Source organism: Arthrobacter sp. CAN_A212, assembly GCF_015752345.1.
Classification (GTDB): Bacteria; Actinomycetota; Actinomycetes; order Actinomycetales; family Micrococcaceae; genus Arthrobacter_D.
This window is the reverse complement of sequence record NZ_JADOUT010000001.1, coordinates 463,287-487,167: the sequence shown is the minus strand read 5'-3', so window position 1 is coordinate 487,167 and position 23,881 is coordinate 463,287. Positions and strand designations below refer to the sequence as shown.

24 protein-coding genes and 2 pseudogenes are annotated in these 23,881 nt (G+C 65.8%); 17 read left to right on the top strand and 9 right to left on the bottom strand.

The window, feature by feature from the left end:
* From IWX64_RS02315 to IWX64_RS16910, 6 genes are all read left to right on the top strand, one after another.
* Positions 1-189: a hypothetical protein gene (locus IWX64_RS02315; RefSeq protein WP_196865498.1), complete on the top strand. Its 189-nt coding sequence runs from the start codon at positions 1-3 to the stop codon at positions 187-189.
* 120 nt (positions 190-309) lie between these two features.
* Positions 310-1,365, top strand: a complete 1,056-nt coding sequence (locus IWX64_RS02310) for an iron chelate uptake ABC transporter family permease subunit (RefSeq protein WP_196865497.1) — start codon at positions 310-312, stop codon at positions 1,363-1,365.
* 56 nt (positions 1,366-1,421) lie between these two features.
* A complete protein-coding gene (locus tag IWX64_RS02305; protein WP_442859022.1) occupies positions 1,422-2,435 on the top strand; it encodes a FecCD family ABC transporter permease in 1,014 nt (337 codons plus the stop codon).
* Position 2,436: 1 nt separating this feature from the next.
* Entirely contained in the window at positions 2,437-3,324 is an 888-nt protein-coding gene (locus tag IWX64_RS02300; RefSeq protein WP_196865496.1) for an ABC transporter ATP-binding protein, read from the top strand.
* Complete coding sequence (locus IWX64_RS02295; protein ID WP_196865495.1) at positions 3,321-4,457, top strand: siderophore-interacting protein; 1,137 nt, start codon at positions 3,321-3,323, stop codon at positions 4,455-4,457. Before IWX64_RS02300 ends, IWX64_RS02295 begins: the two co-directional genes overlap by 4 nt.
* Positions 4,458-4,752: 295 nt before the next feature.
* Positions 4,753-5,442, top strand: coding sequence for a M23 family metallopeptidase (locus IWX64_RS16910; protein WP_312883921.1), 690 nt, complete (start codon positions 4,753-4,755; stop codon positions 5,440-5,442).
* A 152-nt stretch (positions 5,443-5,594) separates the two neighbouring features.
* Here IWX64_RS16910 and IWX64_RS02285 read toward each other — a convergent pair whose 3' ends face one another.
* Positions 5,595-6,557: a diacylglycerol/lipid kinase family protein gene (locus IWX64_RS02285; RefSeq protein WP_196865617.1), complete on the bottom strand. Its 963-nt coding sequence runs from the start codon at positions 6,555-6,557 to the stop codon at positions 5,595-5,597.
* 109 nt (positions 6,558-6,666) lie between these two features.
* On the opposite strand from IWX64_RS02285, the gene IWX64_RS02280 reads away from it, so the two are divergent.
* The 11 genes and pseudogenes from IWX64_RS02280 (at position 6,667) to IWX64_RS02235 (ending at position 16,131) form a co-directional block, all read left to right on the top strand.
* Positions 6,667-7,437, top strand: coding sequence for an SGNH/GDSL hydrolase family protein (locus tag IWX64_RS02280; protein WP_196865494.1), 771 nt, complete (start codon positions 6,667-6,669; stop codon positions 7,435-7,437).
* A 56-nt stretch (positions 7,438-7,493) separates the two neighbouring features.
* Positions 7,494-7,991: a MarR family winged helix-turn-helix transcriptional regulator gene (locus IWX64_RS02275; protein ID WP_196865493.1), complete on the top strand. Its 498-nt coding sequence runs from the start codon at positions 7,494-7,496 to the stop codon at positions 7,989-7,991.
* Positions 7,988-8,080, top strand: a pseudogene (locus tag IWX64_RS16905) (sugar phosphate nucleotidyltransferase); the annotation flags it as partial. The gene IWX64_RS02275 and the pseudogene IWX64_RS16905, both read left to right, overlap by 4 nt.
* Before the next feature lie 76 nt (positions 8,081-8,156).
* Positions 8,157-9,110, top strand: a complete 954-nt coding sequence (locus tag IWX64_RS02270) for a glucose-1-phosphate adenylyltransferase family protein (protein ID WP_312883922.1) — start codon at positions 8,157-8,159, stop codon at positions 9,108-9,110.
* Positions 9,111-9,348: 238 nt separating this feature from the next.
* Complete coding sequence (gene rpmB / locus IWX64_RS02265; protein ID WP_019481733.1) at positions 9,349-9,585, top strand: 50S ribosomal protein L28; 237 nt, start codon at positions 9,349-9,351, stop codon at positions 9,583-9,585.
* Positions 9,585-9,752 (top strand): 50S ribosomal protein L33, encoded by a 168-nt coding sequence (rpmG, locus tag IWX64_RS02260; RefSeq protein WP_019481734.1) that lies wholly within the window; start codon positions 9,585-9,587, stop codon positions 9,750-9,752. The genes rpmB and rpmG overlap by 1 nt, the downstream gene beginning before the upstream one ends.
* A 4-nt stretch (positions 9,753-9,756) precedes the next feature.
* Entirely contained in the window at positions 9,757-10,062 is a 306-nt protein-coding gene (rpsN, locus tag IWX64_RS02255) for a 30S ribosomal protein S14 (protein WP_171584607.1), read from the top strand.
* Between the two features lie 131 nt (positions 10,063-10,193).
* On the top strand, positions 10,194-11,363 hold the full coding sequence (locus IWX64_RS02250; protein WP_196865492.1) for an MFS transporter: 1,170 nt from the start codon (positions 10,194-10,196) through the stop codon (positions 11,361-11,363).
* A 138-nt stretch (positions 11,364-11,501) separates the two neighbouring features.
* Entirely contained in the window at positions 11,502-11,792 is a 291-nt protein-coding gene (locus tag IWX64_RS02245; RefSeq protein WP_019481737.1) for an HU family DNA-binding protein, read from the top strand.
* Positions 11,793-11,971: 179 nt separating this feature from the next.
* Positions 11,972-14,128: a cytochrome c oxidase assembly protein gene (locus IWX64_RS02240; RefSeq protein ID WP_196865491.1), complete on the top strand. Its 2,157-nt coding sequence runs from the start codon at positions 11,972-11,974 to the stop codon at positions 14,126-14,128.
* Positions 14,125-16,131, top strand: a complete 2,007-nt coding sequence (locus tag IWX64_RS02235; RefSeq protein ID WP_196865490.1) for an NHL domain-containing thioredoxin family protein — start codon at positions 14,125-14,127, stop codon at positions 16,129-16,131. Before IWX64_RS02240 ends, IWX64_RS02235 begins: the two co-directional genes overlap by 4 nt.
* Positions 16,132-16,197: 66 nt before the next feature.
* On the opposite strand, the gene IWX64_RS02230 is transcribed toward IWX64_RS02235, so the two are convergent.
* From IWX64_RS02230 to IWX64_RS02195, 8 genes and pseudogenes are all read right to left on the bottom strand, one after another.
* A complete protein-coding gene (locus IWX64_RS02230) occupies positions 16,198-17,184 on the bottom strand; it encodes a hypothetical protein (RefSeq protein WP_334683121.1) in 987 nt (328 codons plus the stop codon).
* 154 nt (positions 17,185-17,338) lie between these two features.
* A pseudogene (locus IWX64_RS16900) lies at positions 17,339-17,533 on the bottom strand (hypothetical protein); the annotation flags it as partial.
* 16 nt (positions 17,534-17,549) lie between these two features.
* Entirely contained in the window at positions 17,550-18,884 is a 1,335-nt protein-coding gene (locus tag IWX64_RS02220) for an ABC transporter ATP-binding protein (RefSeq protein WP_196865488.1), read from the bottom strand.
* Positions 18,885-18,936: 52 nt separating this feature from the next.
* A complete protein-coding gene (locus tag IWX64_RS02215; RefSeq protein WP_196865487.1) occupies positions 18,937-19,779 on the bottom strand; it encodes a carbohydrate ABC transporter permease in 843 nt (280 codons plus the stop codon).
* Complete coding sequence (locus IWX64_RS02210) at positions 19,779-20,756, bottom strand: carbohydrate ABC transporter permease (protein ID WP_442859020.1); 978 nt, start codon at positions 20,754-20,756, stop codon at positions 19,779-19,781. The genes IWX64_RS02215 and IWX64_RS02210 overlap by 1 nt, the downstream gene beginning before the upstream one ends.
* Positions 20,753-22,000, bottom strand: a complete 1,248-nt coding sequence (locus IWX64_RS02205; RefSeq protein WP_245345850.1) for an extracellular solute-binding protein — start codon at positions 21,998-22,000, stop codon at positions 20,753-20,755. Before IWX64_RS02205 ends, IWX64_RS02210 begins: the two co-directional genes overlap by 4 nt.
* A 242-nt stretch (positions 22,001-22,242) precedes the next feature.
* Positions 22,243-22,674: an aspartate 1-decarboxylase gene (gene panD / locus IWX64_RS02200; RefSeq protein WP_196865485.1), complete on the bottom strand. Its 432-nt coding sequence runs from the start codon at positions 22,672-22,674 to the stop codon at positions 22,243-22,245.
* Positions 22,675-22,922: 248 nt separating this feature from the next.
* Positions 22,923-23,783: a LysR substrate-binding domain-containing protein gene (locus IWX64_RS02195; RefSeq protein WP_196865484.1), complete on the bottom strand. Its 861-nt coding sequence runs from the start codon at positions 23,781-23,783 to the stop codon at positions 22,923-22,925.
* Positions 23,784-23,881 lie beyond the last annotated feature (98 nt).

Genomic DNA, 23,881 nt, shown 5'->3' with positions numbered 1-23,881 from the left:
ATGACTGAGTGGAAAGCATCCTCAGTCATGAGCCCCGCCCGTACCGGATTCCCCGGCTACCGGCGGGGCTTTCTGCGTGTCGGGGGCAACACGCCGGGGTACGACAACGGCGGACTGCAGTACCTGGGGAAACCTGCACGCCGCCGACGTCGGGCGGGCCGGAAAACCACTGAGCAGGGACCGAATTAAGGAACACAACCGTTTCCTAATGGAAGTAACCCTAGGCTAGCCTTACTTAGGTCGAAGTTTTGTTCCCGGCGATCGACGGCCCGGACGGTTGAGGACGACACAGACGGAGAAGGAGGCGCCATGGCAGTGCAGACTGCGCCTGCGCCCCCGCAGAGCCATCCCGCCGCCCCGTCGAAGCCACGTAGCCGACGCCGGATGCTCAAGCTGGGTGGGGCCGTGCTGGCGCTCGCCCTGGTCTGCGCCGCGTCCCTCGCGTTCGGATCCCGGCCCATCAGCTTCGACGTCCTGATCGCTGCGCTGACAGATTACGACCCGACCAACGGCGATCATGCGGTAGTCCATTCCAGGATTCCGCGCACCGTGACCGGTCTGATGGTGGGTGCCGCCCTCGGCCTCGCTGGTGCAGCCATGCAGGGAGTGGCCCGTAACCCGCTCGCCGACCCCGGCATCCTCGGCGTCAATGCGGGGGCAGCGCTTGCCATCGTGATGGGCATCTACCTCTTCGGTGTGGCCGACGTGAGCGGCTACATCTGGTTCGCCTTCGGCGGGGCGGCACTCGCCGCCGTCGTCGTCTACGCCATTGCCAGTCTGGGCAGGGAAGGCGCTTCCCCGCTCAAACTGGCGCTCGCCGGCGCAGCGCTCTCCGCCGGCCTGGGCAGTCTGATGAACGCCGTCCTGGTATCCAACCAGGAGACCCTCGACCGTTTCCGGTTCTGGCAGGTGGGAACCGTGTCAGGCCGGGGCTGGGACATCCTGCTTCCGGTGCTGCCTTTCCTGATCATCGGCACCCTGCTGACCCTCGCGACCGGAAAGGCCCTCAACAGCCTCTCCCTCGGCGACGACATCGCCCGGGGACTCGGCCAGAACGTTGCGGTGGCCCGCGGTGTCGCAGCCCTCGGCGTCGTCATTCTGTGCGGCGCTGCCACCGCTACCGCCGGGCCCATCGCCTTCGTAGGGCTGGTGATTCCCCACATCGTGCGGGTCCTCACCGGCCCCGACTACCGCTGGATTCTCCCGTTCTCGGTAGTACTGGCACCGGTGCTCCTGATCAGCGCCGACATTGTCGGCCGCCTGATCCTGCCCCCTGGCGAGGTGCAGGTGGGAATCATGACCGCCGTCATCGGCGCCCCGGTCTTCATCTGGCTGGTTCGAGCGCGGAAGCTGGCCCAGCTGTGAGCCTGCAGACCTCCCCGCCCGTCACGCCAACCGGCCCGGTGAGGAACACCCAGGCCATCCTGAGCGGCGCCCGGCGGCACCAGTCGGCGCAACGCCGACGCGTGATCCTGATCCTCGCCGCGATCACCGCGGTGCTGTTTATCGTCAGCGTACTGCTCGGCAGCTACACGGTGACCATCCCCGATTTCTTCAGGATCCTCGGCGGTGCGGAGATCCCCGGGGCCACCTTCATCGTGATGGAGAACAAGCTGCCACGCGCGGTCATCGCTGTTCTGATCGGGGTGGCCTTCGGCCTCGCGGGCACTATCTTCCAGACCATGCTCCGCAACCCGCTCGCCAGTCCCGACATCATCGGGATCAGCTACGGTGCCAGCGCCTCAGCGGTCGCGGCGATGGTGCTGTTCGGCGCGGCCGGGGTGGCCGTGTCCCTCTCCGCCCTCGTCGGGGCGCTGGCCGTCGCCGGCGCGATCTACCTGCTCTCCCGCCGCGGATCGGTGGCCGGGTACCGGCTCATCCTCGTGGGGATCGGGTTCGCCGCCGTCATGCACGCACTGGTCAGTTTCCTGCTGACCCGCACGGACATCCGCACCGCCTCGGATGCGATGGTCTGGCTGAATGGTTCCCTCAATTCGAGCAACTGGGACCGGGCCACCATCCTGTTCCTGGCCCTGCTGCTGCTGATTCCCGCCGCCGCGATCCTCTCCCGCGGACTGCGCGGACTGGAGCTCGGCGACGACACAGCAGCCAGCCTTGGACTGAGGGTGGAGCCGTCCCGGCTCGGCCTGATCACCGTGGGAGTGGCCCTCGCCGCCGTCGCCACAGCTGCGGCCGGCCCGGTGGCTTTCGTCGCTTTCCTCGCCGGCCCGATTGCCCGCCGTCTCGTCAAGGGCGCGGTGTCCCTCACCGCCGCCGGTCTGGTCGGCGCGGTCATCGTCCTTGCCGCTGATTTTGTGGCCGCCAATATGATTCCCGGTGTCTCGCTGCCGGTCGGAGTGGTGACGGGCGTCCTCGGCGCACCGTTCCTTCTCTGGCTGCTCGTCACCGCCAACCGCTCAGGCCAGGGAGGCTGATATGGCATTGACCGCCAGCGAGCTGACACTCGCCTACGACGACCGCAAAGTGGTCCAGGACCTCACCCTGGAGTTGCTGGCCGGCAAGGTGACCGTGATTGTCGGCGCCAACGCCTGCGGCAAGTCAACGCTCCTCCGCGGGCTGGCCCGACTGCTGAAGCCATCCGCCGGCGTCGTCAGCCTCGACGGCAAGGACATCCATTCGCTGTCCACCCGCGCCGTCGCACGCACCCTGGGCTTGCTGCCCCAGACCCCGGTGGCACCGGATGGCATCACCGTCGCGGACCTGGTGGGCCGCGGACGCTACCCCCACCAGGGTTGGTTCCGCCAGTGGACCGACGACGACGACGCCGCCGTCGCCGCAGCGCTGGAAGCCACCGACACCCTTGAGCTGGCGGACCGTTTCGTCGACGAACTTTCCGGCGGCCAGCGGCAGCGCGCCTGGATCGCGATGGCGCTGGCCCAGCAGGCCGACATCCTGCTCCTGGATGAACCCACTACCTTCCTCGACGTCACCCACCAGGTGGAGGTGCTCGACCTCATCACCGACCTGAACCGGCGCGACGGCACCACCGTGGCCATCGTGCTCCACGACCTCAACCTTGCGGCACGCTACGCCGACCACCTCATCGCCATGACCGACGGCCGGATCGCCGCCCAGGGGAGCCCCGCCGAGGTGGTCACCGAGGAGACGGTGACAGCCGTCTTCGGCCTGCGATGCCGGGTCATCCCGGACCCCGTGTCCGGCACGCCCATGGTGGTCCCGGTCGGCCGGCACCACTCCGGCGACGGAAGCACTCCCGCAGCACCCGAATCGACCACCGGGCAGGGGTTCCTGCCTAACCCGCAGGACACGCTGTCCGCGCACTATCTGGAGGCAGCATCATGACCGAAGTCAGCAACCGGACCGCCCGGCCGGGCCAGCGGACCGCGCAGCGCACCGAGTCCGCCGCCGCGGCAGTGACGGCGTTCGACGTCGTCGTCACCCGGGTGCAACGCCTCAGCGACAACTTCCAGCGGATCACCTTCGGGGGAGCCCACCTCCGGGACTTCGGCGTCCTGGGTCCCACCCTCGACCTGCGGATCAAGGTGATGATCCCTGCCACGCGCGACGGCGACGCGCCCCGGCTGAACCTGCGCGAACTGCTCGAGGCGCCCACCGACGGGCCCGGCTGGTATCAGCAGTGGCTCGCCATGGACCCCGCCGAGCGTGGGTCGATGCGCACCTACACGGTCCGGGAAACCCGGTGCGGCGCCGAAGAGCCCGAAATTGACGTCGACTTCGTCATGCACTTCGATGCCGACGGCAACGGGGGGCCGGCATCGCTATGGGCCGCCGCGGCTACCCCCGGCGACCGGATCTGGGTGATCGGCCCGAACGTCCACGCCGCCACCTGCACCACCGCCGGCTCCTACGGCGGTATCGAATGGCGTCCCGGACTGGCCCAGCACGTGTTGCTCGCCGGTGACGAGACAGCCGTCCCCGCCATCAGCGCCATCCTGGAATCCCTCCCCGCCGACATTGGCGGACATGCGTTCCTTGAGGTGCCGGACCCCTCCGATTTCCAGGAGGTCGGAACCACCTCAGCGGTCAAGATTACCTGGCTGGCCCGGGGGACCCGGCCCCACGGGGAACTCCTCGACGCCGCAGTGCGCGACGCCGTCCGGGTGCCGGGCTGGGTGTCCCTGGCCGCGCCCTTCGCCGTCGGTGTGGATCCCAGTTCACGGGCGGGGCTGACTCTCGCCGCGGCGGCTGCCGCCGCTGCAGGACCAGAGCCCGAGGAAGTCAACATCGACGAGACGATCCTGTGGGAAACCCCGCAGCGGCTCAACGCCTCAACGCTGAATATGTCGATGAACCCGGACCGGCCCTCCGGTGCACTCCCGTTCTACGCCTGGATTGCCGGCGAGGCCGCCGTGGTGCGCGGGCTCCGGCGCTACCTGGTCCGTGACGTGGGCATCGACCGCAAGCAGGTGGCTTTCATGGGTTACTGGCGACGTGGACGGTCTGAATTAACCTAATCGCCACGCTCTAACCGAAGTAACGAAATTGTAACTCTTTAGCAACTCGCCTACGCTGGTGGGAGCTAACCGCATTTTTTTGGCTCTCCGTCTGCACGCCTGACCCTGCCAGCAGCCGGCCCCCAATTCATCGTGGCAGGGGTGGAGGATTGCCTTCCGGCAGCCTTGGCTGACCAAAGCGCCGTTGCCCTCCGCGGATCTTACCTCCCTCTCGCGGGAGTCGCAGCAGTGGACCGAGCCCTCCTGTGCTCGAATCCGACAGCTATCCCCACCGGCGTTGAGAGAGGTAATCGTTGTGCTTCAACCGGTCACGTCCGGACGCCGCCGCGCGCCCGCCCAGCCCACATCCACCCGCCGGTCCGCCACATTGGCCACCGTTGCTCTCGCTGCGGCAGCGGGAATCGCGCTGACTGCATTCTTCCCTTCCCCGGAGGTGTCGCCCACGGCGACTCCCACCGCAGGCGATGGCCCCGCCGTGGCAGCGCCCGTCACCGCTGATGTCCAGGCCGTGATCGACTTCGGCAGGGAATCACCGCAGGCCACCACCGCGACCAAGGCACCCAAGACCACTGTCCTGTCCACGCCCGTCGACGACGCCGCGTTCGCCCCACCCATCAAGGGCGCAGCAATCGCCTCGTCATTCGGGTACCGGGTCAACCCCATGGGTGGATTCGGCAACGAGCTGCACACCGGAACCGACTACGCCGGCGCCTGCGGCACGCCCGTTCTGGCCTCGCGGGCCGGCACGGTGGTCGAATCAGGGTGGCACGCCTATGGGGGAGGCCAGCGGATCGGGGTGGACCACGGCGGCGGTCTGGAAACCTCCTACAACCACCTGAGCGTGCTCGGCGTCAACGTCGGCACGAAGGTATCCAAGGGGCAGAACGTGGGCGCGGTCGGCAACACCGGCAACTCGACCGGCTGCCATCTCCACTTCGAACTCCTGGTCGACGGCGAGAAAGTTGACCCGCAAAGCAGGCTCTAGCAGGATGACCCAGCCTTACGGCGTCGGGCTCCACGGCGAACATCCCGCCATTTTCCCGCCGACCGGGCCCAGCCAGTGGGATTGTCCAGACAATCCCATTGACCGCGACGGGCCAGTGGGAAAATTTGCAACCCGGTCAGGCTGGAACCGCCCTAGGGCGTCGGGTTGGTGACTACCGCTGGGTCTTTCTTGCCGTAGGGCATCCGCAACCGCAACGAGTTCGGGTCCACCCGCAGGGCCATGTGCGTTCCCTTGCCGAGGGGGTCCCCATCGAGCTGGATCTCCTGCGGCTCGTCCAGCTCGATTTCGGCGGTCTTGCACTGGAAGTACTCCAGCGACGGGTCCTTGCCCTTGCCCCGGGCGAACAGCTTGCCCACGACGCCGAACCAGCCCAGCCGGCCGTTCGGGGCCACGGTCATAATGTCGAGCAGCCCGTCGTCGATCTTTGCTCCCGGGAAGATCTCCAGGCCGCCCATGATCTTGCCGCAGTTTCCGCCCATCACGCTGCGCAGCCGGCGGGTGATCGTTTCGCCGCCGTCGAGCGTGATCCGGGTGCGGGCGGGCTTGCCGCCGAGGTTCCGGATGCCGGCGTCGACGTAGGCCAGCCAGCCCACCTTGTCCTTCAGATCATCGCGGGTATCGGCCATGATCGACGCGTCGAAGCCCAGCCCGGCCATCACCAGGAACACGTGGGAGTCCTGGGCGCGGTCCACGGTGACATGGACAACGTCGACGTCGCGTTCGGTGCCGAAGAGGGCGGCCTTGGCGGCCTGCTGCGGGTTGTCGACGGCAATGTCCAGGTTCCGGGCCAACAGGTTGCCGGTGCCGAGCGGGATCAGCCCCAGGGCGACCCCCGTGCCAGCCACCACCTCGGCGACGCAGCGGACCGTTCCGTCTCCGCCGGCGGCAATGACGACGTCGACGCCGGCGTCGACCGCCTCCTGGGCCTGGCCGCGGCCTGGATCGTCGACGCTGGTCTCCAGATACAGGACGTCTTCCCAGCCCTCGGCCGTGCAGAGCTCCGAAACGATCGCACGAATGTCAGCGCCGGTGTTCTTGACCGGGTTGATGATCAGCGCGGCGCGCTTGGCCCGGGTATCGGAGGGCTGGGTCATGATGTCCTTCTTGGCTGAATGGATCTGGGGGCGGGGATACTGCACGGAGAAGTTGTCAGCATACTTGCTACCCACCTTATCCCCCGGCAAGAGCAGGTAGCCTCGTCTAGTGGAATTCTCTCAGCGTTATGTGGCCCTTGGCGATTCGTTTACCGAAGGTGTCGGCGACTGGCATGCCGCGAGCCCCAACGGGGTGCGCGGGTGGGCGGACCGGGTGGCCCAGCAGCTGATCCTCGCCGACAGCACCTGGGGGTACGCGAACCTTGCGGTCCGTGGGAAGAAGGTGCGCCAGGTGCTCGACGAGCAGGTGGACCGTGCACTCGCCCTGGAGCCCACCTTGATCACCGTCTACGCTGGCGGCAACGACATCCTGCGGCCACGCATCGACATCGACGCGCTGATGGCAGCGTACGACGACGGCGTGGCCCGGCTGGCGGGCTCGGGCGCCGCCGTCGTGCTGTTCACCGGGTTCGACTCAGTGGGTTCGGCGGTGTTCGGGAAGACCCGCGGCCGGACCGCCATCTACAACGAACTGGTCCGTGAGATCGCCGACCGCCACCACGCCGATGTGGTGGACTACTGGCGGTTCAGGGAGTTCCAGAACTGGGGTTACTGGGACACCGACCGGATGCACATGTCCGCCGCCGGTCACACACTGATGGCCAAACGGGTCCTCGAAGTGCTGCGGGCCTCCCACGAGATTGACCTGCCCGAGCTGGAGGCTGCGCCGGCCGTGTCCCGAATCGATCAGTTGCGGGCCGACGCCCAGTGGGCCCGGGACTACCTCTCACCCTGGGTGGGCCGCCGGCTGCGTGGGGTCTCGTCGGGGGATGTGCTGACGGCCAAGTACCCGGAGCTGACTCGCCCGGTGTGGCAGTAGTCACCGAAGCCTTCGCGGGCAGGAGCGTGCGACACGGTGTGTGCCAGAATGACGAGATGAATGGTGTCAGGTGGTTGAATCCCGAAGAGCGGCAGGCCTGGCTGGCGCTCTACGCGGTAACCACCATCCTTCCGGGATCCCTTGATGGGCACCTGTTCCGGCAGGCGAAAATCACTCTCTTCGACTACCACGTCCTCGCGATGCTCTCCGAGGCCGAAGAGCTGACCCTCGCCATGAGCGACCTTGCGGCCCGGTCGAATGCCTCCCTGTCCCGGCTCAGCCACGTAGTGAAGAAGCTGGAGCAGCGGGGCTGGGTGTCCCGCAGCCCCAGCGCCGTCGACGGCCGCGTGACCACCGCCACCATCACGGACGACGGGCTGAAAAATCTCAAGTCGCTGGCCCGCAAGCATGTGGAGCACGTGCGGCAGGCAGTCTTTGATGCACTGACCGACGACGACGTCCGGGACCTGGAGCGGATCGGCAAGAAGATCCTCGCCAGCCTCGACGACACCCACTGGATCCTGAACGAACCCTCACCTGGAGTACAACCGTGAAGCCACCTTCAGTCCTCGCCATTGTCTTGGCCGGAGGGTCGGGCGGCCGGCTGGGAACGCTGACTGACAAGCGTGCCAAACCGGCCCTGCCCGTCGCCGGCACCTACCGCCTGATTGACATCCCGCTGTCCAACCTGCACAAACAGCGGGTTTTCGGATGTCTGGATGGTGCAGCAGTATCAGCCGAACTCCCTCAACGATCACCTGGCCAACGGCAGGCACTGGGATCTCGACCGGACCAACGGGGGCCTGCGCGTGATGCCCCCGTTCGAGGGGCGGGACGGCGAAGGGTTTGCCGACGGCAACGCCGACAGCCTGCACCGGCAGGCAGCATTCATCAGGGAGTTCAACCCCGATCTGGTGCTTCTGCTCAGCGCTGACCACCTGTACCAGCTGGACTTCCGCGACGTCGTCCAGACTCACCTGGACGCCGGGGCCACCGCAACGATCGTGACGACACGGTTCGACGGCGACGCCTCCGACCACGGGGTGGTGGAGGTGTCCGATGGTGCCGTGACCGGCTTCGAATACAAGCCTGAGAAGCCAAAAACGGACCTGGTTGCCACCGAAGTGTTCCTGTTCGACGCCATGCACCTGCTGGACACCCTGGAGGAGCTGGAGAAGGAAGAGGGCGGCCTCGACGATTACGGGGACCAGTTGCTGCCCCACCTGGTGGAACACTCGACCGTGGTGGAGCACCGCCTCGAGGGGTACTGGCTGGATCTGGGGACCCCCGATAACTACCACCGCGCGCACATGGAACTGCTCGATGGCGAGGGCCTGCGGTTCGACGACCCCGCCTGGCCCATCATCACCGGCAGCCCCCGGCGTGTGCCCGCGTTCGTGGGAAAGGGCGCCGTCGTCGCCGATTCGATGCTGGCACCCGGCAGCAAGGTTTTCGGCGAGGTCACCCACAGCGTGATCGGGCCGGACACGGTCGTGGAAGCTGGCGCCGTCGTCGTTGATTCAATCCTGCTGGACGGTGTCACCGTCCCGGCGGGCGCCCGGGTTCATCGCTCAATCGTGGACTCCGGTGCCACACTCCACGTTGGCGCCCGGATCGGCAGCGACGTCGCTGTCACGGTGGTGGATCGCGACGGCGACATCACCAGCGATTAGCCATAACCGGCGCCAACTCCTAGAATGGAAGGGCATCAGGTGGCGGAGCGTGCGCAATTGCTCCGATTTTTCGGGACACATCTCCCGGTAAATCGGTAGTTAGGGGCTCAAGTTGCGCGAAAACCGCTAATAATCCTTACAGTTTCGACTGTTGTTTTGGGCGCCCCTGGCCGCATTCCAAGGCGGGTAAGACTGCCGGTACCTAGGTACATTTCATTTAACTCTTTGGAGGATCGTCATGGCAGCTCACTGCCAAGTGACTGGAGCCGAGCCGGGCTTTGGGCACAGCATTTCCCACTCACACCGCCGCACCAAGCGCAGGTTTGACCCGAACATCCAGAAGAAGCGCTACTGGGTTCCGTCCCTGCGCCGCAATGTCACGCTGCAGGTTTCTGCCCGCGGCATCAAGACCATCGATGTGCGCGGTATTGACGCCGTCGTCGCGTCGATCCTGGCCCGGGGAGTGAAGCTCTAATGGCAAAAGATAAAGACGTACGCCCGATCATCAAGCTGAAGTCCACGGCTGGCACCGGGTACACCTACGTGACCCGCAAGAACCGCCGCAACGACCCGGACCGCATGGTTCTGATGAAGTACGATCCCAAGATCCGTAAGCACGTCGAATTCCGAGAGGAGCGCTAAACACATGGCTAAGAAGTCCAAGATTGCCCGCAACGAACAGCGCAAGGTAATTGTTGAGCGCTACGCTGCAAAGCGCCTCGAACTGAAGAAGACCCTGGTTGACGCCAACGCAACCGACGAAGCCCGCGAAGAAGCACGCCTCGGCCTGCAGAAGCTTCCCCGCAACGCTTCGCCAGTGCGCCTGCGTAACCGCGACCAGATCGACGGTCGCCCCCGCGGAACGCTCCAGAAGTTCGGTATCTCCCGTGTCCGCTTTCGCGACATGGCCCACCGTGGCGAGCTGCCCGGTGTAACCAAGTCCAGCTGGTAACCCCCGCTGGCTGGTAGCTACCAGCAACGCACAAGGACGACGACCCACGGGTCGTCGTCCTTGTGCGTTAAGGCCCGTGCGTTAAGTTGGGTACGTCGGTGACCGAATCCCCGGCCTGAAAGGTCAACGCCGTGCCGCAGCAGAAACTGCTCCAACCACCCATGCTGCTCCTGGCCGTCGGCGGGTTCCTGGCGGTCGCCACCGAAGTGCTCCCCATCGGGTTGCTGCCCCTGATGGCCGAGGACCTGGGCGTCACCGAGTCCTTGATCGGGCTCCTGGTCTCCGCGTACGCCGCAGTGGTGGTGTTCGCGTCGATCCCCCTGAACGCCTGGACCAGCGCACTGCCCCGCAAGCCGCTGCTGGTGGGCTTGCTGGCCGGCTACGGCCTCAGCAATGTGATCCTGTGCCTGGCGCAGGACTATTCGGTTGCGTTGACCGGCCGGGTGATCGCCGGCGCCTGCCACGCACTGTTCTTCGCGGTGGTATTCGGTTACGCCACCCGGTTGGCGCCACCGGGCCGGATGGGCGCCGCCGTTGCCCTGGTCAACGCGGGAAACGCCGTCGCTATCGCGGTCGGGGTGCCGCTGAGCACATGGCTGGGTGCCACAGTGGGCTGGCGATGGTCCTTCGGCTGTGCCGCAATCATCGCGCTGCTGCTCGCGGTCGGCGCCGCCGTCGTGATGCCAGCGATCCGCGGGTCGGCTGTGTCCGGCGGGACGCAGCTGAAGGAAGCCCTGGCAGAACCCGCACTCCGGCGGGTGATCGTCGCGGTGGTGGTGATGATGACCGGCCAGTTCGCCCTCTACACCTTCATCACCCCGGTGCTTGTGCAGCCCGGGTTCACAGCGACGAACGTGGGGTTTGCGCTTCTCGCCTACGGGGGAGCCGGGGTCCTGGGGCTGCTGCTGTGCAGCCGGCTGACCGACACGGCGTTACGGCCCGCCCTCCTGCTGTCCCTGCTGGTGATGACCGGCTGCTTCCTGGCGATCGCCCTGCTTGGCGGCGCCCCGGCGTGGACGCTCGCCGCGGTGATCGTGTGGGGTCTGCTGTACGGGCCGGTGCCCTCCTACGTGACCACCGCGGCGCTCAGCGCCTTCCGCGACCACCCCGACACGGTGGCCGCCGTCCACAATTCGACCTTCAACATCGGGATCAGCGCGGGTGCGCTCGTGGGGGCACAAATGCTGTTGGTGGGCGATCCCTCGGTGATCGGATTCGCCGCGGCGGCGCTGACACTCCTCGCGCTAGTGGTCGTGTTCACTGGCGCCAGACAGGGATTTCCCCGAATGAGCCCAAAATAGTGCCCTTTGGCATCTAAAAACCCCCAAAAACGCCGGAAACGACCGGAATTTGGTGCTCAAGCTGGTAAGTTTTCGCACAGAGGCTTTCAGAACCGTGAAGGCTTTACAAATAAACGCACAAGTCCAGGAGGACGTAAATTGGCAACGAAAGAAACCAAGAACCGCAGCGAACTGGTAGCAGAAGTAGCAGCGAAGGCTGACACCAGCCAGACCGCCGTTAACGGCGTTCTTGACGCACTGTTCGATGTACTGGCAACCTCAGCTGCCAACAACGTCAAGGTCACCATCCCAGGTTGGCTCGCTGTCGAGCGCACCGAGCGTGCCGCCCGCACCGGCCGCAACCCTCAGACCGGCGAGACCATCCAGATTGCAGCAGGCAGCAGCGTCAAGCTGACCGCCGGCTCCAAGCTGAAGGCTGCTGTCAAGTAGTCACTCACGCCGTCCGCTAAGGACTGTAGGCCGCCACCCTTTCCGGTGGCGGCCTTCCTTTTTAACCCGGAGCGTAGATAACCCGCGGCGCCCCGGCTTGCTACCCGCCGAGGGAACGGTGTCGGGGAATGACTCAGCCGAATTGTTACCCCTTCTACGCAGGGTAGACAATAGGAAGCGTGGCTACGACAACCAAGGTGCCCCGGCCGACCGACCGCCCGGGAACAGATACCCCCGGGGTGAAGGTGGGCTGGCTGATTGCTGGCGGGGCCGCCGTCGTCGTGGCCTTGGTTTTGGCCCTCCTGTTCTCGGGTGCCGCGGGGCCGCGGCAGCTCGGCGACCCGGGGCCTCTCACCCGCTGGGGGTTGCCCGCGGCGAAGGCGTTGAACAACATCTCAGTGGCCGCGGTAATCGGCTCACTGGTTTTCGCCGTCATGATCCTCCCGCGCCGGGTCAGCCCAACCCACCGCCGCTCCAACGCCGGACAGCCCGGCGAGGAACACCCCGCCTTCAGCGCGGTGATGACCCTTGCGTCGGTCGCCGCGGTGTCATGGACCCTCTCCGCCGTCGGCGTGCTGCTCTTCACCTACTCCGACGCCGCCGGGCTGCCGCTGAGCAGCGACCCCGGCTACACCGAGGGCCTGGCGTCCTACCTCATTGATTTCGACACGGGCAGGGCCTGGCTGTCGACGGTCATGATCGCCGCAGTAGTGGCCACCATGACGTTCGGCGCCCGATCCAGCGGATGGCTGGCACTGACCGGCATCCTGTCGCTGGTCGGGTTGCTGCCGATGGCGCTTATCGGCCACTCCTCCAGCGGCGATGACCACTACGCCGCCATCAACTCGATAGCCCTCCACCTGGTGGGGGTCTGCCTCTGGATCGGCGGGATCACCGTCCTGGCCGTGATTGGCGGACGCCTGGGGTCGCTCACCCCGAGCGTGCTGCGCCGCTTCTCCGCGCTGGCAGGGTTTGCCTTCATCCTGGTGGTGCTCTCCGGGGTGATCAACGCGAGCCTGCGGATCGACAACCTTGGCCAGCTGGGATCTGAGTGGGGACTCCTGGTCACCTTCAAGACGATCGCCACCCTCCTGCTGGGCGGGATCGGCCTGATGCACAGGCAATGGATCATCCCCCAGCTGGGCGAAGGGACAGGGTCGCTGAGCGGTGGCCAGCTCTCCGCACGGAGGGTCCTCTGGCAGCTGATCGCTGTGGAACTGCTGATCATGGGTGCGGTGTCGGGAGTCGCCGTCGCCCTGGCCCGCACCGCACCGCCGGTCAGCGACGAGATCGCCCCCGACGCATCGCCGGCCAGAATCCTCACCGGTTACGAGCTGCCCCCTGAGCTGACGGGTGAACGGTGGCTCACCGAGTGGCGGTTCGACTGGCTGTGGATCGCCTTCGCCGCCGTCGTCGCTGTCGCCTACATCTCGGGTGTCGTGAAGCTGCGCCGGCGCGGAGACACCTGGTCCCTGCTGCGGCTGGCCTGCTGGCTGATCGGACTCGCCCTCCTGACCTACATCACGTCCGGCCCGCTGGCGGTATACGGGATGGTGCTGTTCAGCTCACACATGGTGGGCCATATGGCGTTGACCATGGTGGTGCCTCTGTTCCTGGTGCTCGGCGCCCCGGTCACGCTCGCGTTGAAGGCCCTCACGCCACGCGGCGACGGATCCCGGGGGATCCGCGAGTGGATCCTGGTGATCGTTCACTCCCGTGCCTCAGCCCTGGTCACCCACCCGCTGTTCGCGGCAGCCAACTTCGCGGGCTCCATCGTGATCTTCTACTACTCGCCGTTGTTCGGGTTCGCCATGCGGGAGCATGTGGGCCACGAGCTGATGTACGTGCACTTCCTCATCACCGGCTACATTTTTGTGCTGTCAATGCTCGGCTCTGACCCGGTGCCGCGTCGGGCACCGTACCCGCTGCGGATCCTGCTGCTCTTCGCCACCATGGCCTTCCACGCCTTCTTCGGCGTCGCTTTGATGGGGTCGACGTCGCTGCTCCAGGCCAGCTGGTTCGGCAACATGGGCCGCGACTGGGGCCCTTCAGCGCTCGAGGACCAACAACTGGGCGGCGCACTGACCTGGGGAATCGGCGAGATTCCGACGCTGCTGGTCGCGATCGGCGTCGCAATCATGTGGTCGCGCGACGACGCCCGGGAGTCCAAACGGACCGACCGCGCCGCGGACAGGAATAACGACGCCGACCTGACCGCTTACAACAACATGTTCGCTTCGCTGGCGGAACGCGACAACCGACGCGGTCCAGGCACACCGGGACCCGGTAAGCCAGCACCATCCCAGAAGCCTGACCGACCAGGAGCACGTGAATGACTGAGACCTCGATCCGCACCGACTACCGGGTGCGCGCCTCCGAACTGGTGGGCCGCAACTGGTTGAACACCGGCGGGCGGCAGCTCACCCTGGAGGATTTGCGCGGAAAAATCGTGATCCTCGACTTCTGGACCTTCTGCTGCATCAACTGCCTGCACGTCCTGGACGAGCTGCGGCCACTGGAACAGAAGTTCAGCGATGTCGTGGTCACCGTCGGCGTCCATTCGCCCAAGTTCGAACACGAAGCCGATCCGGACGCCCTGGCCGCTGCCGTGGAACGTTACGACATCGCGCACCCCGTCCTGGATGACCCCGAGCTGACCACCTGGCAGAACTACACCGCCCGCGCCTGGCCCACCCTGGTGGTTGTGGATCCGGAAGGCTACATCGTGGCGCACCTCTCCGGTGAGGGCCACGCTGCCGGGTTGGAGTCCCTGGTCCAGGAACTCGTCGAGGAACACTCGGCCAAGGGGACCCTGCACCGTGGCGACGGGCCCTATGTTCCCGCCGAGACCACCGCCGGTGATCTGCGCTTCCCCGGCAAGGCGGTGCCGCTGGCCGGCGGAACCCTGCTCGTCGGTGATACCGGCCACCACCGGTTGGTGGAGCTCGACGCCGACCTCGTCACTGTGCACCGCACGATCGGCTCGGGGGAGAAGGGCGCCGCTGACGGCACTGCCGCCGAGGCCCAGTTCAACGAGCCGCAGGGCCTCGCCGTCCTCCCACCGGAGGTTGCACAGCGGGTGGGCTACGACGTCGTCGTCGCCGACTCCGTGAACCACCTCCTCCGGGCGGTGTCCCTCGCCGATGGGTCAGTCAGTACCATCGCCGGCAACGGCGTGCAGCGGCTCCTCGATGCCGGAAACCACGTCAAGGCACGCCCGGCCGAGCTGCAGGAGAGCCCCGACCAGCTGGGCGCCTACGACGTCGACACCCCCGAGGACGCCACACCGCGCCTCACCGACACCCACCTGGGCACCGAGCCGTTGCAGGTTTCCCTGTCCTCGCCGTGGGACGTCCTCTGGTCAACGGTGCTGGAACGGGTGGTCATCGCCATGGCGGGAACCCACCAGCTGTTCACCTTCGACCCGCTCACCGGCGCGGTGGACATCCTCGCGGGCACCGGGCTGGAGGGTCTGCTCGACGGCGACGCCTCCGAGGCCTGGTTCGCCCAGTCCTCGGGCCTCGCCGAGGACGCCGCCGGCAACCTGTGGGTCGCCGACTCGGAAACCTCAGCGGTCCGGACCCTGTCCTTCCCTGAAATCAACGGCCACCGGCGCACCCAGGTGCGCACCGCCGTCGGGACCGGACTGTTCGACTTCGGGTTCCGGGACGGCGCAGCCGACCAGGCCCGCCTGCAGCACCCCCTGGGAATCACGGCGCTCCCCGACGGATCGGTCGCCATCGCCGATACCTACAACGGCGCGGTACGGCGCTTCGACCCCGCCACCGGACAGGTCTCAACCCTGGCACGCGGGCTCTCAGAGCCCTGCGACGTCCTCGTGGACCTCACTCCCACCGCGTCGGGCAGCGAGCCGCTCCTGATCGTGGTGGAAGCCAACCGCCACCAGCTGGTGCGGGTGCCTATCCCCAAGGAGGCGCTGGCCGTCGACGAAGGGGCTTCCCAGACGCAGCGCCCGCAGACACCCGTCGCTCCGGGCATGCACGCGCTGACCGTCCGGTTCGCCGCCCCGAAGGGGCAGAAGCTCGACGACCGGTGGGGCGACCCCACGCAGTTGAAGATCTCCTCGTCACCCGAGACGCTGCTGCTCTCCGGCGGTGGGACGTCGGTGGGCCTGACCCGCGAGCTGATTCTGAACGACGCCGTCACTGAGGGTGTCCTGCACATCACCGCGCGGGCGGCCGCCTGCGACGGTGAGCCGGGCGGCGAGATCCCCGACCACGCGGCCTGCCACCTGTACCAGCAGGACTGGGGTATCCCGGTGCGGTTGAGCTCCGACGGCGAGACCGAACTGACGCTGGACCTCCGCGGCCTCGACTAGACCCGGTCCACTTTCACTGGCCCGCACGGCCCGGTCCGCCGTTGTGGGACTACTGATGCTGGACCGCTAGTACTGGACGACCGGGGTGACGGTAACGTCGTCGCCGTCCACTGATAAGCGGGCGGTGAATCCGAATTCGCGGGGAACCGTGACCGCCTCGATGGTGCCGGTGAACAGGTCCTGCAGCGAGGTGGTCAGTTCAGCGGTGCCTGAGAGCGGCTCTATCTCCCAGCTGCCGTCAAACGGTTCAATGGCCACGGTCGGATACTCGGTGATGGCCCAGCGGATGTCTCCGGCCACCCGGCTTTCGGTCTGGAAGTTGAACGGACAGTTCGCCGGCTGGAAAACGGTCTGTGCCGCGCATTCGTCGAGGAAGCGCCGCACCTGGGCGGTGACCTCTTCCACCAGAACGGCGGTGGCAGCGGTGGGCAGGGCCATCTGGTGGCCCTCAGAACGCTCGGTGACCGCCACCGTTTGCGCCGGTGCGGCGAAGTAATCGCTGGTGTAGTGGGCTTCGAAGCTGCCCGGGTAGAACACGGCGAACTGGTTCCTGCCCTCCGGCATCGCGACCCGGGTGTCGTTGAGGGTGGCTTCGCCCTGGTTGATGACCGTGAGGTCGACGGTGGGCAGCATGGTCGGCACGAACTCCCACGTATCGAAGAAGAGCCATTCGGCGCCGGTACGCTCCAGCGGGAAGGTCGTGGCGTGCTCGGTGCCACGAACCGTGTAGGTGACGGTGACGTCCGCCCGGTTGTCCCCGACCGGCACCGCGTCGCCGACGACGACGTCCTCGACCGCAGCGGCTGACTGCTGCAGCCCAGCGCCGTCGAGCATTGCCGCGTTGGCGGCTGGCACGGAGGCGTTCAGCAGGCCCAGCGCGCGTTCGCCGTCACCGTCGGAGAGGGCCTCAAGGTAGTCGTGCACCTGCTCTTCAGGGCTGAAAATGAACGAGTTGGCGACCACCACCGCCGTGATTGCGCCCGCGATCACCACCAGCAGCCCAAGCAGCCAGGCTGCGAGGACTTTGGTCACCGAGGACGTTTGCACGCTCATCACGTTACCTGTTGAGCGCGGTGTGCCTACCAACGACGTCGGCTGCGCCTCCGCTGCGTTCCGAACAACCCTCGCGCCAGCTCGGCTCCGATCGCTCCCGCCGCCTGCAGAGCGAAGGCGATAAGTTCGCCGGTTGGCATGCTGGGCCAGCACGTCCGCCGGCACCCGCCACCAACCCATGACGGTTCATCATGGCCAGTAACAGCCGCACCTCCGCCTCGGGGTACGGCGTGCCGTCGAGCAGCGCCGCCCCGAGGTGGATTGAAGGACCCTCGAACGTGTAGCCGGAGATGATCCCGGCTATCAGCTCCGACTCCTCAAGCGGTGCGGTCTCCTCATCTTCAGTCATGGACTACCGCGGAAGATCAGCTGGCTGCGGCGTGCTTGCCGCCACCGTTCTGATCACTGCCGTCGGCTGCAGCAGCCTGCGAGCCGCCAGAGCCGTGGCCGTTTACCCGGTCGGCCTCCTGAGCGGTGGCGATCTCCTCGGCGCGTTCCTCGCCTGCCTCGGCCGTGAGGGCGGCGCCGGCCTCGGCGTCACGGGTGAGGTTCTCGCCGGACTCGGGATCGAACAGGTGCAGCTTCCGCGTGTCGAGCCAGATCTCGGCCTCGCGACCGCCGCGGATGCGGCTGCCGGCGTCGAGCGTGACCACAATCTGAGGTCGCAGCTCATCGGCGTCCATCTCGCGAGCCAGGTTGTTGAGCAGCTCGCGCATCTCCGGGTCCGGATTGAAGTTGATGTAGCCGTACTGTTCGTTGCCGAGCCACTCGGTGTGGGTGAGGGTGGCCGTGAAGATGGAGCCGTGGGGCAGCTTGGACTCCTCGACCAGTTTCGCGTCCTCGAAGAACTCGGGCCGCACACCCACCAGGACCACCTTCTTGCCTTCGACCTTTGCCAGCTTGTCGGCGGGGACATCGAGCTCGCCGAGGACAGTCTGGAGCTTGCCGTTCTCGATGGTCGCGGGGATGAAGTTCATTGACGGCGAGCCAATGAACCCGGCCACGAAGAGGTTGCGTGGCTGCTCGTACAGTTCACGCGGGGAAGCGATCTGCTGCAGCTCGCCCATCTTCAGCACTGCCACCCGGTCGCCCAGGGTCATGGCCTCGGTCTGGTCGTGGGTCACGTAAACACTGGTGACCCCGAGCCGACGCTGCATCTGGGAGATCTCGGAGCGCATCTGCCCGCGCAGCTTTGCATCCAGGTTGGAGAGTGGCTCGTCGAAGAGGAACGCATCGGCCTGGCGCACGATGGCCCGGCCCATGGCAACCCGCTGGCGCTGGCCACCGGAAAGGTTGGCTGGCTTCCGCTGCAGGTGGTCGGTCAGTTCGAGGGTGGACGCAGCCTCGGTGACGAGTTTCTTGACCTGCTCCTCGCTGTGTTTGCCCTTCGTGAGGCGCAGCGGGAAGGCAATGTTCTCGTACACCGTCAAATGCGGGTAGAGGGCATAGTTCTGGAACACCATGGCCAGATTGCGGTCCCGGGGTGCCTTGTCGTTGACGCGCTCGCCGTCAATCAGCAGCTCCCCGTCGGTGATGTCTTCCAGGCCCACGATCATGCGCAGGAGGGTCGACTTGCCACAGCCAGAGGGGCCCACCAGGATGATGAACTCGCCGTCGGCGATGTCAATGCTGATGTCATTGACGGCGGGGAACCCGTCGCCATATTTCTTGACCAGGTGGTTGAGGGTAATTGAAGCCATTTTCTGGTGATCCTTTTCTATATAACTGGCGCAAGTGGCTGGGACTGCGCCTCTAGCCCTTGACGGCGCCCGAGGTCAGGCCGGAAACGATTTGGCGTTGGAACAGCAGTACCAACAGAACGATCGGGATGGTGACGATGATCGCAGCGGCCGAGATGGCACCGGTGGGTGACTCGAACTGCGAGGCGCCGGTGAAGAATGCCAGCGCCGCCGGGACCGGCCGGGCGGCCTCGGTGGAGGTCAGCGAGATGCCGTAGACGAAGTCGTTCCACGCGATGAAGAACGCGATGATCGCCGTCGTGAAGACCCCGGGTGCGGCCAACGGAACGATGGCCTTGCGGAAGGCCTGCCAGGTGGTGGCGCCGTCGACCTGTGCCGCCTGCTCCAACTCCCACGGAATCTGCCGGAAGAACGCGGCAAGCGTCCAGATGGAGATCGGCAGGGTCAGGGACAGGTAGGGGATGATCAGCCCGAGCCACGTGTCATACAGCCCGATGTTGCGCCAGAGGTTGAACAGCGGGGTCACGATCGAGATCACGGGGAAGATCGAGACCGCCAGCGCAGTGGTGAGGACCAGCTTCTTCCCGGGGAAATCGAGGCGGGCAATTGCATAGGCGCACAGGGTGGCCAGGACAACCGCGATCGCGGTCGCGATGAGCGAGATGCCGATTGAGTTCCGCAGGGACGTCAGGAACAACTCCTGCGCGTCGCCGACCAGGATCTGCTCGTAGTTGGAGATGGTGGCGGCCCCCGATGAGGGAAGGAAGCTTCCGTTGGTGAGGTCGCTGGGGGACTTGAAGGAGGTGGCCAGGATGGAGGCCACCGGGAACAGTGCGTAAACCAGCACCAGGACCGAGATGACCGCCCACCAGATCTTTTCGCGACGGGAAGACATTATTTTTCTCCTCTCGTGCCGGCAAGATCCACTTTGAAGATCTTGATGGCAGCGAAACTGATCAATATGACGCAGAGGAACAGCAGGACCGACACGGCCGAGCCGAGGCCGATCTCGAGGCGGCTGATCGACGTCCGGTAGGCGAGGAGCGAGAGCACTTCGGTGTTGTTCTCGCCATTGGTCATGATGAACACGTTGTCGAATATTCGGAACGCATCGAGGGCCCTGAAGAGCACGGCGACCATGATCGCCGCCTTCATGTTCGGGATGACCACCTTGCGCATCTGCTCCCACCAGGTGGCGCCGTCGACCTTGGCGGCGTCGGTCAGCTCATCGGGGACCTGCGACAGACCCGCCAGCAGCAGCAGGGAGATGAAGGGGGTGGTCTTCCAGATCTCGGAAGCCATGATGACGAACAGTGAGGTGCCGGTCTGTGCGAACCAGTTCAGGTCCGAGTCGATGCCGGGCACCCAGTCGAACCAGGCGTTCACGTACCCCGAGTTGATATCGAAGGCGTAGAACCAGGCGTAGGCGGAGACCACTGTGATGATGCCATAGGGCACCAGGATCGCGGTCCGGAGAATGCCCTTGAGCGACTTCAGTGCCTTGCTCATCACCAGTGCCAGGGCGAACCCAAGCACCAGTTCGACGGCGACAGTGATCACGGTGATCAGGACGGTGACGAGGAGGCCCTGCCACCAGACGCTGTCCCCGAGGATGGTGATGTAGTTGGCGAACCAGATGAATTCACGCTCATCGGGAGCGGTGAGCCGGAACGCGAACAGGGATTCGAAGAACGCCTGCAGGATCGGGTAGAGCGTCACCAGCAGCATCACCACGAAGGCGGGGCCCGCGAGGTACCAGCCCATCCGCCGCTCGGCTCTGACCCGGTCGCTGTGCTGTTTCTTCGCCCTCTTGTCCTTGTCCGGATTCGGTGTCTTGCCGGCGTCGGGCTTGTTGATCGTTGAGCTACTCACAGTAGCCTCTCCCCTCTGAGCACTGCGGTGATGAACTCCTGGGACCGTTCGGGGGTTGTGTCAGGATCCACTTCGTTCGGTGGTGACCATTCCTGCTGCAGTCCGGTGGAGATTTCGTTGTAGAACGGTGTCTGGGGGCGTGGTGCTGCGAGTTCGAGGGAGTCCCGGATTGTCGTCGCCATCGGGAAGTCTTCCTCAATGGCTGGGTCCTCGTACGCCTCCGAGTTGGACGGCGGGTTGCCGTTGGTGATGAAGTACTCGGTCTGGTTTTCCGGCTGGACGATGCATTCGATTGCCTCGTAGGCCAGGTCCGGGTTGTCGCTGTCTGCGCCGACGCCAAGGTTGATCCCGCCCAGTGGTGGGGCGGCGTCCTCGCCTTCGGTGACGGCGGGGAACAGGGCCCAGCCGATGTCGTCGACTACAGACTGGTCAATCGACCCCGCTTCGACGGCGCCAAGGGTGGCGGGCCAGACGAACGGATAGTTGACCATGAAGGACCCGTCGTCGCCCTGGAACAGGGTCAACGAGGTGTTCTCGGTGGAGGTCGGCAGGCCCGGGCCGCCGAGGCCCTCGGTCCCGATGGTCCCGATGATACGTGCCGCCTCCTGGCCGGCCTCGGAGGTGAGGCCAAGCTCCAGTTCGTCGGCAGGGGCCTCGGGGTTCTCGAGGATCTGGCCACCGGCGGATTCCACCAGTGCGTTGATCCAGACGGTCATCGATTCGGCTGGCGAACCCTGGACCCCGAGGAGCTTGTCCTGCTCGGTGGCTGCGTCGATCAGCTGGTCCCAGGTGACCGGCTGGGACATGTCCAGCCCGGCGGCCTCGGCAACCGATTCGCGGTACCAGAGGATCTGGGTGTTGGCCCAGAAGGGGACGGTCACCAGTTCGTCCTTCCAGGTGGCACCGGCGAGGGCGCCTTCGAGGACATTCTCGGAGAAGAGGTCCACCGAATCCTCGGGGATGGGTGCCAGGAAGCCGGGCTCCGCAAGCTCGGGGATGAACGGCGGGTCAATGCTCATGATGTCCATTGACGTGTCCCCGGCCGCGAGACGGCGGGCGAGCTGTTCGCGCTGGGCGGCAGCATCGGTCGGGAGGAGCGACGTCTCAATCCGGTAGGCGCCGTCGGCCTCTTCGGTGCAGCTGGCGGCAATCGCTGCCTGCCCGCCCGCATCGGGATTGATGTACCAGGTCAGCGTCGTGACGCTTTCTGCCGGACCACAGCCCGTCAGCAGCATCGTTCCCATTGCCAGTGTTGCCACAGCCGCCGCCTTCGGCCTGCTCCGGACTGGATCGATTTTCCTTCGCCTGATCGGCATTCCCACCGTGCCTCCACATCGTTGTAGATAGCCCGGTCGCCCTAGGTACAGTAGGCGATCCGGAGCAACCTTGTCTTTGAGACCATATGCTCTGTGTGCGAAATTCGCCACAACATCAGGTTGCAATCCGGGCAAGGTTGAGGTGGAAAGGTGCCCCTGAACGTAAGCGCTTACTGAAGCAGTGCTGAATTATTCAGCGCGTGGGGTGGCCGCTCGAGGCCGTCGACAACGCTCTCGGCGGGGTCGTTGCCGAGGTCGACGATGCGGTTCTGCCCATCGACATGCACCACGGTGGGCAGGTACTCATGCGCTTCGGCGTCGGTGAGCTGCGCATAGGTGATGAGGATGACCGTGTCACCCTGGTGGACCAGATGCGCCGCAGGACCATTGATGCCCAGCACTCCCGAACCGCGTTCACCGGCGATGGTGTAAGTCTCCAGGCGTGCGCCATTGGTGACGTCGACAATCGAGACCATCTCTCCGGGGAGGATGTCTGCCGCTTCGAGCAGGTCAAGGTCCACGGTGACGGACCCCACGTAATGAAGGTCAGCGTGGGTTACCGTCGCGCGGTGGATTTTGGACTTAAACATTGTGCGATTCATCAGAATCAAGTATACGGTCGCCGCGGAGGACCCGGCTATGTGGTGTTGCGCACTGGCAGCTCGACCGCATCCACACTGGCCCGCTCCCACTTTCCGAGCGTTGGCTCCAGCGGGTTGCGGGCGGCTGGTCGACGTAGCGTGCAGGTCCTCCCACTTCCTGGTGCCCGACGACGTCGTGAACCGGGGTGTCCCCCGAAGACACGCCCTTCGGGTGCCAGAACCAGGGGAAACCTGCACGGCCCAGCCCCTCACGCGTCCGGGGCCTTCCGGAGGGCGCGGCCCATGATCGCGGACGTCAGTGCGGCCACCAGTTCCTGGTTGGCCAGAGGATTGCTGAGCAGGGTGAAGTCCACGGCGCCGACCGCGGGGAGGTCGAAGCGGTTACTGACCTGGACCAGGTCCTCAGGGATGAGGGATTGCGGGAAAACGGCCAGACCAATGCCGGCACGCGCTGCGGCCAGGACCCCATTAATCTCCCGGGTGTTGCAGGTGATGCGCCAGGTCCTGCCGGCCTTTTCCAGAGCATCGATGGTCATCTGACGGGTGAGGCTGGGGGACTGGTAGACGATCAACGGAACCGGTGCGCCGTCCTCAAGGGTGGTCTTCCCGTGACCTGCCCAGACCAGCTGGTCGCTCTGCACCAGGGTTCCCTCGCCGGTGCCGCTCATGTACTTGATGAAAATCAGGTCCACCTGGCCGGCCCGCAGCCGGCGCAGCAGCAGGGGGCTCTGGGTGACAGTGAGCTCGAGGTTGATCTGCGGGTAGAGCTGACGGAAATGACGGAGGATGCGGGGAAGCTGGGTGACGGCCAGATCATCGGCCACCCCAAACCTGAGCCGGCCCCGCATGGCCGAGCCGGAAAAGTACGCCACGGCCTGTTCCTGCGCCGCGAGGATGGTCCGGGCGAACCCCGCCATCGCGTCCCCGTTGTCGGTCAGGCTGACGCCCCGGGTGTCCCGCAAGATCAGTTGACGCCCCGCAGCCTCCTCCAGCTTCCGGATGTGCTGGCTGACCGTGGGCTGGCTCAGGTTTAGCCGGCCCGCTGCGCCGGTGAAGCTGAGGGTTTCCGCCACGGCGAGGAACGTTCTGAGCTGAACCGGGTCGTACATGGCGGGCCCACCTATTACGTTTTCGAATACAAGTTATAGCCACCATACGCTTTCATGATGAATCGGCGGTGCGTAGCGTGGAAAGCGTTCCCCCACTC

What these genes read in the sequence shown, in the direction of transcription:
- IWX64_RS02315 (WP_196865498.1), top strand. Translation starts at nt 1, where the DNA reads ATGACTGAGTGGAAAGCATCCTCAGTCATGAGCCCCGCCCGTACCGGA.
- IWX64_RS02310 (WP_196865497.1), top strand. Translation starts at nt 310, where the DNA reads ATGGCAGTGCAGACTGCGCCTGCGCCCCCGCAGAGCCATCCCGCCGCC.
- IWX64_RS02300 (WP_196865496.1), top strand. Translation starts at nt 2,437, where the DNA reads ATGGCATTGACCGCCAGCGAGCTGACACTCGCCTACGACGACCGCAAA.
- IWX64_RS02295 (WP_196865495.1), top strand. Translation starts at nt 3,321, where the DNA reads ATGACCGAAGTCAGCAACCGGACCGCCCGGCCGGGCCAGCGGACCGCG.
- IWX64_RS02285 (WP_196865617.1), bottom strand. Translation starts at nt 6,557, where the DNA reads ATGACCCAGCCCTCCGATACCCGGGCCAAGCGCGCCGCGCTGATCATC.
- IWX64_RS02275 (WP_196865493.1), top strand. Translation starts at nt 7,494, where the DNA reads ATGAATGGTGTCAGGTGGTTGAATCCCGAAGAGCGGCAGGCCTGGCTG.
- IWX64_RS02270 (WP_312883922.1), top strand. Translation starts at nt 8,157, where the DNA reads ATGGTGCAGCAGTATCAGCCGAACTCCCTCAACGATCACCTGGCCAAC.
- rpmB (WP_019481733.1), top strand. Translation starts at nt 9,349, where the DNA reads ATGGCAGCTCACTGCCAAGTGACTGGAGCCGAGCCGGGCTTTGGGCAC.
- rpmG (WP_019481734.1), top strand. Translation starts at nt 9,585, where the DNA reads ATGGCAAAAGATAAAGACGTACGCCCGATCATCAAGCTGAAGTCCACG.
- rpsN (WP_171584607.1), top strand. Translation starts at nt 9,757, where the DNA reads ATGGCTAAGAAGTCCAAGATTGCCCGCAACGAACAGCGCAAGGTAATT.
- IWX64_RS02235 (WP_196865490.1), top strand. Translation starts at nt 14,125, where the DNA reads ATGACTGAGACCTCGATCCGCACCGACTACCGGGTGCGCGCCTCCGAA.
- IWX64_RS02230 (WP_334683121.1), bottom strand. Translation starts at nt 17,184, where the DNA reads ATGAGCGTGCAAACGTCCTCGGTGACCAAAGTCCTCGCAGCCTGGCTG.
- IWX64_RS02220 (WP_196865488.1), bottom strand. Translation starts at nt 18,884, where the DNA reads ATGGCTTCAATTACCCTCAACCACCTGGTCAAGAAATATGGCGACGGG.
- IWX64_RS02215 (WP_196865487.1), bottom strand. Translation starts at nt 19,779, where the DNA reads ATGTCTTCCCGTCGCGAAAAGATCTGGTGGGCGGTCATCTCGGTCCTG.
- IWX64_RS02205 (WP_245345850.1), bottom strand. Translation starts at nt 22,000, where the DNA reads ATGGGAACGATGCTGCTGACGGGCTGTGGTCCGGCAGAAAGCGTCACG.
- panD (WP_196865485.1), bottom strand. Translation starts at nt 22,674, where the DNA reads ATGAATCGCACAATGTTTAAGTCCAAAATCCACCGCGCGACGGTAACC.
- IWX64_RS02195 (WP_196865484.1), bottom strand. Translation starts at nt 23,783, where the DNA reads ATGTACGACCCGGTTCAGCTCAGAACGTTCCTCGCCGTGGCGGAAACC.